Annotated in this window: 5 protein-coding genes; 1 reads left to right on the top strand and 4 read right to left on the bottom strand. The window is 52.1% G+C overall.

Features of this window, described 5'->3' with window-relative positions:
- From JRF57_15765 to JRF57_15750, 4 genes are all read right to left on the bottom strand, one after another.
- Nucleotides 1–540, bottom strand: a 540-nt coding sequence (locus JRF57_15765; protein MBW2305156.1) for a PilN domain-containing protein, incomplete at its 3' end; no start/stop codon positions are given.
- A 70-nt stretch (nucleotides 541–610) separates the two neighbouring features.
- Nucleotides 611–1,537 carry a hypothetical protein gene (locus JRF57_15760; GenBank protein ID MBW2305155.1) on the bottom strand — a complete coding sequence of 309 codons (927 nt, stop codon included), beginning with the start codon at nucleotides 1,535–1,537 and terminating at the stop codon, nucleotides 611–613.
- Nucleotides 1,538–1,545: 8 nt separating this feature from the next.
- On the bottom strand, nucleotides 1,546–3,303 hold the full coding sequence (locus tag JRF57_15755) for a type II/IV secretion system protein (GenBank protein ID MBW2305154.1): 1,758 nt from the start codon (nucleotides 3,301–3,303) through the stop codon (nucleotides 1,546–1,548).
- A 96-nt stretch (nucleotides 3,304–3,399) separates the two neighbouring features.
- A complete protein-coding gene (locus JRF57_15750; protein ID MBW2305153.1) occupies nucleotides 3,400–4,602 on the bottom strand; it encodes a type II secretion system F family protein in 1,203 nt (400 codons plus the stop codon).
- 545 nt (nucleotides 4,603–5,147) lie between these two features.
- Between JRF57_15750 and JRF57_15745 the strand changes: the two genes are divergently transcribed.
- Nucleotides 5,148–6,206 carry an NAD-dependent epimerase gene (locus JRF57_15745; protein MBW2305152.1) on the top strand — a complete coding sequence of 353 codons (1,059 nt, stop codon included), beginning with the start codon at nucleotides 5,148–5,150 and terminating at the stop codon, nucleotides 6,204–6,206.
- Nucleotides 6,207–6,245 lie beyond the last annotated feature (39 nt).

Raw genomic sequence — 6,245 nt, 5'->3', positions numbered from 1 at the left:
TCCCGGCCCTTCGCCGCGATACTCCGAGGCGTCCATGGATGCCGTGTTCAGGCTCCTCAGCGCTGTCTCACTATAATGTCTGGAGTTTTCCAGGTTTTCCAGGAACCTCGTGATCTCTTCCATGGCCCGTGCCTCACCCTGGATTTGCACCTTTCTCGTATTTTCCTCAGCGGCGAACTTCAACAGGACGACTCCTTCCGGAACGGAACGTTCTAAATCATCCAGAAGGAGATCCCACGGGAAGAGTTTACCGAAGATCGCGGCATTGATGAATCCGACCTCATTTTCCACCTCGACGGCCCTTTCCTTTGAGACCTTCGGCAAACGGTTTTCCGGAATTTTCACCCGGATTCTCTTCCCCCGATCGATCGCTGCGATTTTCCTCTCGTACTCCGCGATGGTCCGCCGGTTCTCGTAGATCGCTTTCATCGTGTAATAAGTAAAAAATCCCACAAGAAGGGCCAGGCCCAGCAGAAGGACCGGCGAGACCCTGGTCCCTGGCTGGCGGTCCGCAGCAAGATTCAGGAGGATTGGTTTCAATCGAAAAACGCCCCTTTTCTGAATTTTTTTGGTTTGTACCCTTCCTTCGAACCTTCGGCCCCTTGAATCTTTATATCACCAAACTCTGTGCGGCCCCGATAGCAGATACAAAGGGGGCGATATCGCCGCTTCCTTTAATTTCATCGCTTCCTCCCGGGAGTATGATGATATCTTCTTCCGGGATGATTTCTGTTTTTATATTGAAATAGTCTCGGAATTCCGTGATGAAATCCCTGGACGGCAAATATTGGCATTGAAGATAGAGGATCGGGATTTCCCTGCCCGGGTACTCGTTCAGGAAAAGCTCAAGATTCATGTCGATTTCCTGGAGGAAATGGACGGCTACAGGGGCCCTCCTCTTTCCCCGGTAAAAGATAGGCCCTCCCTCCTCGAAGACCAGGAATGAAAAGTATTTTTCGAAAACCCCGAGAAATGCAAACGTTCCGGACGATGGTATATGGGGCAGATAGAAATTCAAATGATTGATCGATGAGGGTTGAATGACCTCAGGGGTCAACCTGAGCCTTTTAAGGTTCCTTTCGTAGTCCTGGATGATATCCCGGGATCCGATCGCAGCTATGAGGCTTTTCCCGTTGAGGGTCGGGATGGAGAAGACCGAGTAGGCGACCTTCGCCTGTTCGGGTGGAAAAGGGAGTTCCTCCCTTTCCTTCCAAAGGATGAAATCGGTCATTCCGTCCCTCGACTTGGGTAAGGTTTCGAGATGGTGGATCGTCACCTTAAGGCTCTCGTTGGGCAGGGCCAGTCCGATCCTGGACAACCCCTTGATCCCCTTGATCAACTCCCTGATGACGGATATGAAGCCTTCGGGATCGGCCACGTTTTCCTTCTTGTAGGATGGTTCCAGCACGCCGTCGGGAAAGGGGACTTCCTTGCAATGGAGCAACCTCCAGCCCCTTTTCTCCTTACACACCCGCGCCATTCTGGCCCGGCCGGGACCAATCTCGATCCCTGTGTATACCCTGGAAGAGCCAAACATCTCCATCCTTATTCGATAAAGGTCACCCGGTTAGCCTCCCGAACTGAAGTCCGACCGGATAAGACCAGGTTCATGGCCGCCTCTCTCAGAAAAGTGGTACCGGCCCCCCTCGCCTCTCTCTTCAAGGCGGATATGGATTGTCCGTCAAGGAAGAGTTCCTTTACGGCGTCCGTCATCTCTATGAGTTCGATGATCGCCTGCCTGCCCTTGAACCCGGACCCTTTGCAGACATCGCAGCCCAGTTCGTTCTCTTTGAAAAAGGTATGGCTCGAGTAAGCCTCGTAATCGAGCCCGCACTCCTTAAGGTACTCTTCCTTTTCATCCTCCTCGACCATTTGCTTGCAGCGGCATAGAACTCTCAGGAGCCTCTGGGCGATGATGCAATTCAGGGCCGAGATCAGGTTGTAGGGTTCGATCCCCATGTGAATGAATCGGCTGATCACCTCGAAGGAACTGTTGGCGTGGACGGTGGTGAAGACGAGGTGCCCGGTCAGGGCCGATTGCAGGGCGATCCGGGCGGTTTCCTCGTCCCGGATTTCCCCTACCAGGATCTTGTCCGGGTCATGCCGGAGTATCGAGCGGAGACCCCGGGCGAAGGTGAGACCCTTTTTTTCGTTTACGGGAATCTGGACGACTCCCTTGAGCTGGTACTCGACGGGATCCTCAATGGTGATGATCTTCTCGTTGGGGTTGTTGATTTCCGAAATGGCTGCGTAGAGGGTAGTCGTCTTTCCGCTCCCGGTCGGCCCCGTAACCAGGAACATGCCGTAAGGGGCGTGGATCATCTTCCTGATGCGGCGGAGTTCCGTCTCGGGCAGGTTCATGTCGTCCAGGCGGAATTCCTTGGAGTCGGGCATCAGGTATTCCCGGTCCAGGATCCGGATCACGGCGTCTTCCCCGAACAGGGTCGGCAGGATCGAAACCCTGAAGTCGATATTCCGGTCCTTGACCTTCAACTTGAATCTCCCGTCCTGGGGGATCCGCTTCTCTGATATATCCAGCTCCGACATCACCTTGATCCTTGAAATGATCTGGCTCTGGTACTGGAGGTCGAGGGGTTCAGTGATCTGGTGGAGCATGCCGTCGATCCTGTACCGGATCACGACCCCCTGTTCGGAGGATTCGAAGTGGATGTCGCTGGCCTTCTTGTTGATGGCATCCAGGATGGTGGAATCCACCAGCCTGACAATGGGGCTCTCCTCAGCGGTCACCTTCTCAAGGCTGAGGGTCTCTTCCCCTTTCTCGGATTCCTTGACCAGGGAGAGGCGCATCCCGTCCGAGACGGAATCCAGCACATTGTGCTCCGACTCCAGCCTCTTGAGGAGGCTTTTTATCCTTGTTTCGCTTGCGATGACAACCGAGACGGGCCTGTCCAGGAGCACTTCGAGGGAGCTGGCCACTTTCACGAAGTCCACCGGGTCAGCCATGGCAATCACAAGGGTCTCCCCGTCCTGCTCGTATGGGACGAACTGGTATTTCATCATGAGTTCCAGGGGGATCAGACCGAGAAGTTCGGGGTCCCTCGGTCCCTCAAGTTCTACATAGTTGTAATAGTGCTGGACGGCGATTACCATGGCCAGTTGTTCTTCGTCCAATAAGCCTTCACGGACACATATTTTCCCCAATCGTTCCTGGGCGATCTCCTTTTTCGCGATGGCGGACTTCAGTTGTTCCTCGGTCATAAACCCCATTTTTACGCAGAGGTCCCCGAACCTGAGTTTTTGGTACCCTTCGTTTGCTATGGGTCGCTCGAATATTCCCGGCATGGTTGTGGTCTGCACCCCTTCCTTTATCCGGACACGCAGGTCCTCAAGATGCACCATGGAGATGCAAGGCCGCTCTTCTCTTCTTCCCTTTCCCGTCTACCCCGCAGCGCCCGCCATTTGAAAAATGGGAAGATACATGGCCAGCACGATGAATCCTATCAACAGTCCCATGATGATCATCAATGCGGGTTCGATGGAGGAAGTCAGGATCGAAAGACCCGTGTCCACGTCGGCCTCATAGAAATCGGCTACCTCTTCAAGCACCTGTTCCAGTGCCCCGCTTTTCTCTCCGGCTTCGATCATGCTCAAGGCGAGTCCGGGAAAGATCCCGGTTTCCCCAAGGGCCTCGCTGAACCCCTTCCCCTTTTCAATGTTATCAGCCACGATTTCAAGTGCGTTCTTGATAAATACATTGTCCAACGATCCCGAAGATATCCGGAGGGAATCCACTAATGGAGTTCCACCATGCAAAACCATTGCCAATGTCCTGCTGAATTTGGACAGAGAGTAATGGCGATACAGATCACCCAGAAAGGGCCAGTGCAGTTTCAGGCTGTCAAGACGCTTCCTCCCTGTTTCAGATTTTCTATAAAAGACGTAACCCAGGACAAGGCATAGAAAAAACCCTGTAATAATAAGTAGATGAGATCGAATAAAGAAGCTTGCCCCGATGAGGGCCATGGTCAATGCCGGCATCTGTACCTGGGCATCGAAGAAGGTCCTGGTAAAAGATGGAATTACGTAAGTCAAGAGAAAAAAGACCACGAAGGTGGATGCGAGGAGGAGAATCAGGGGATAGGCGGAGGCAGATATCACCTTCTGTCTGATTTTGTTCACTTTTTTGAGATAATCCACGTACCGGCGGATGGCGAGGGGCATGTCCCCGCTCTTTTCTCCGGCTTGCAGGGTGGCAACATAGAGGTTGGAGAAGACATGGGCATACTTTCCGAAGGCCTCGGAAACGGAGGCCCCTCCTGCAATTTCCTTTCGGATTTCTTCAAGGATTTGAGTGAATTCTCCCTCCCTCCGCTTTTCGATGATGATATTCAGGGCCCCGAGTATGGGAAGGCCCGCCTTGATGAGTACAGCGAATTCCTGGTTGAAGACCTGGAATTCACGGCCCCTGACCCGTCTTCTGTGCCTCAGGATGCCTCCAAGGCCTTCGACCCTGCGTATATCGATGACGAAGTACCCTTCCTTTTCGAGATGGGCCTTGAGGGCGTTTTTGCCGGACGAGATCAGGGTCTTTTCAATCGTATGACCCGCCTTCGTGCTGATTTTGCATCGAAATGTCGGCATGAATATCCATAAACATTTTTAAAAAAGTGCAGATCGCTTTTGTGTAAAAAATGAACAGCAAAATAGTACTACTTTGGATACTAATGAGTACAGATGATAAATAATTTTACAAAATTAAATTTTTTTGTCAATATATTTTACTTAAATAAATATAAATAATGCTCTTTTTAATAAAGCATAGCGGTATTTAATTTATTGAAGCATGATTTTTGTTAACAAGAGAGGATCCGAAGATTCGGGCGGCCAGGGGTTCAAGTGGTAGTGTATCAGCGGGTCCCCCGGCCTTCTGGGTCTCCTTTTGTAAGGTCCAGGCGTTTGCCGGCCGATGATATTGCATTGAAAATCTGAATACCATATAGTCCCTGAAAAACCGAATGTGTGGCCGGGTATTACGGCATCATGCATGTTTAAAGTTTATTTGTCCAGTGATCGATATAGCGGAAGATGGTCATTGACATCATAGCGGTTTGTCCCGGCTCATGAAGTGTTTGGCGGCTTCTCTTGCCTGAGCAACCGGACGCCGCAGGGTACACCGGAGTGGATTCATGAAAATACTTGTTACAGGGACGGCCGGTTTTATCGGCTCCTTTACCGCGGTTCGCCTCCTTGAAAGGGGGGACGAGGTCGTGGGGATAGACAATATCAACCCTTACTATGACGTCCGGTTGAAATACGGCAGACTGAAAAGGGACGGGATCGATCGTCTTGGGGTCGACAGCGGCGATTGGGTTTCCAGCACCAAATATCCCGCCTATCGTTTCAAAAAGATGGATCTCGAAGATCGGGAGGCCATGGAGAGGCTCTTTGCCGCAGAAAAGTTCGATGCGGTCTGCCACCTGGCCGCCCAGGCTGGTGTAAGGTATTCCTTGACGAATCCTTTCAGCTATGTGGATTCAAATATCACGGGTTTCCTGAGTATCCTGGAAGGATGCCGGCATCACGGGGTCAGGCACCTGGTGTTCGCCTCCTCCTCCTCGGTGTACGGACTGAACGAAAAGTATCCCTTTTCAGTCCATGATCCCGTGGATCATCCCATTTCCATCTATGCGGCAACCAAGAAATCAAACGAACTGATGGCCCATACTTACAGCCATCTTTTCGGAATCCCCTGCACCGGGCTTCGTTTCTTTACGGTTTACGGGCCTTGGGGAAGGCCTGATATGGCCCTCTTTCTCTTCACGAAGTCGATTCTGGAGGGTTCGCCCATCGATGTCTTCAATCAGGGGGACATGAAAAGGGATTTCACCTATGTGGATGATATCGTAACAGGGGTGGTCAAGGTCCTGGACAGGCCCCCGGAGGGCGACCCGGACTGGGACGGGAAAAGTCCGGATCCGTCCCGCTCAAGGGCCCCTTACAGAATTTACAATATCGGGAACAACTCTCCGGTAGGTCTCATGGAATTCATAGAAGCCATTGAAGCGGCCCTGGGAAAGGTTGCCAAAAAGAATTTCCTTCCCATGCAACCGGGCGATGTGCCGGCCACCTGGGCCGACGTGGACGACCTGGTGGATGATTTCGGGTATTCTCCCAGGATGACGATCCGGGAAGGTGTTCAACGGTTTGTGGATTGGTACCGGGAATTTTATGGATACCTAAATTGAGCGATTTGCCGAGTTTTCTGGAGATGCAAGGCGCGCGAG

It is taken from the genome of Deltaproteobacteria bacterium, from assembly GCA_019310525.1.
GTDB lineage: Bacteria > Desulfobacterota > DSM-4660 > Desulfatiglandales > HGW-15 > JAFDEE01.
The sequence above is the reverse complement of the archived record's forward strand: the minus strand, read 5'-3'. Positions and strand labels throughout refer to the sequence as shown.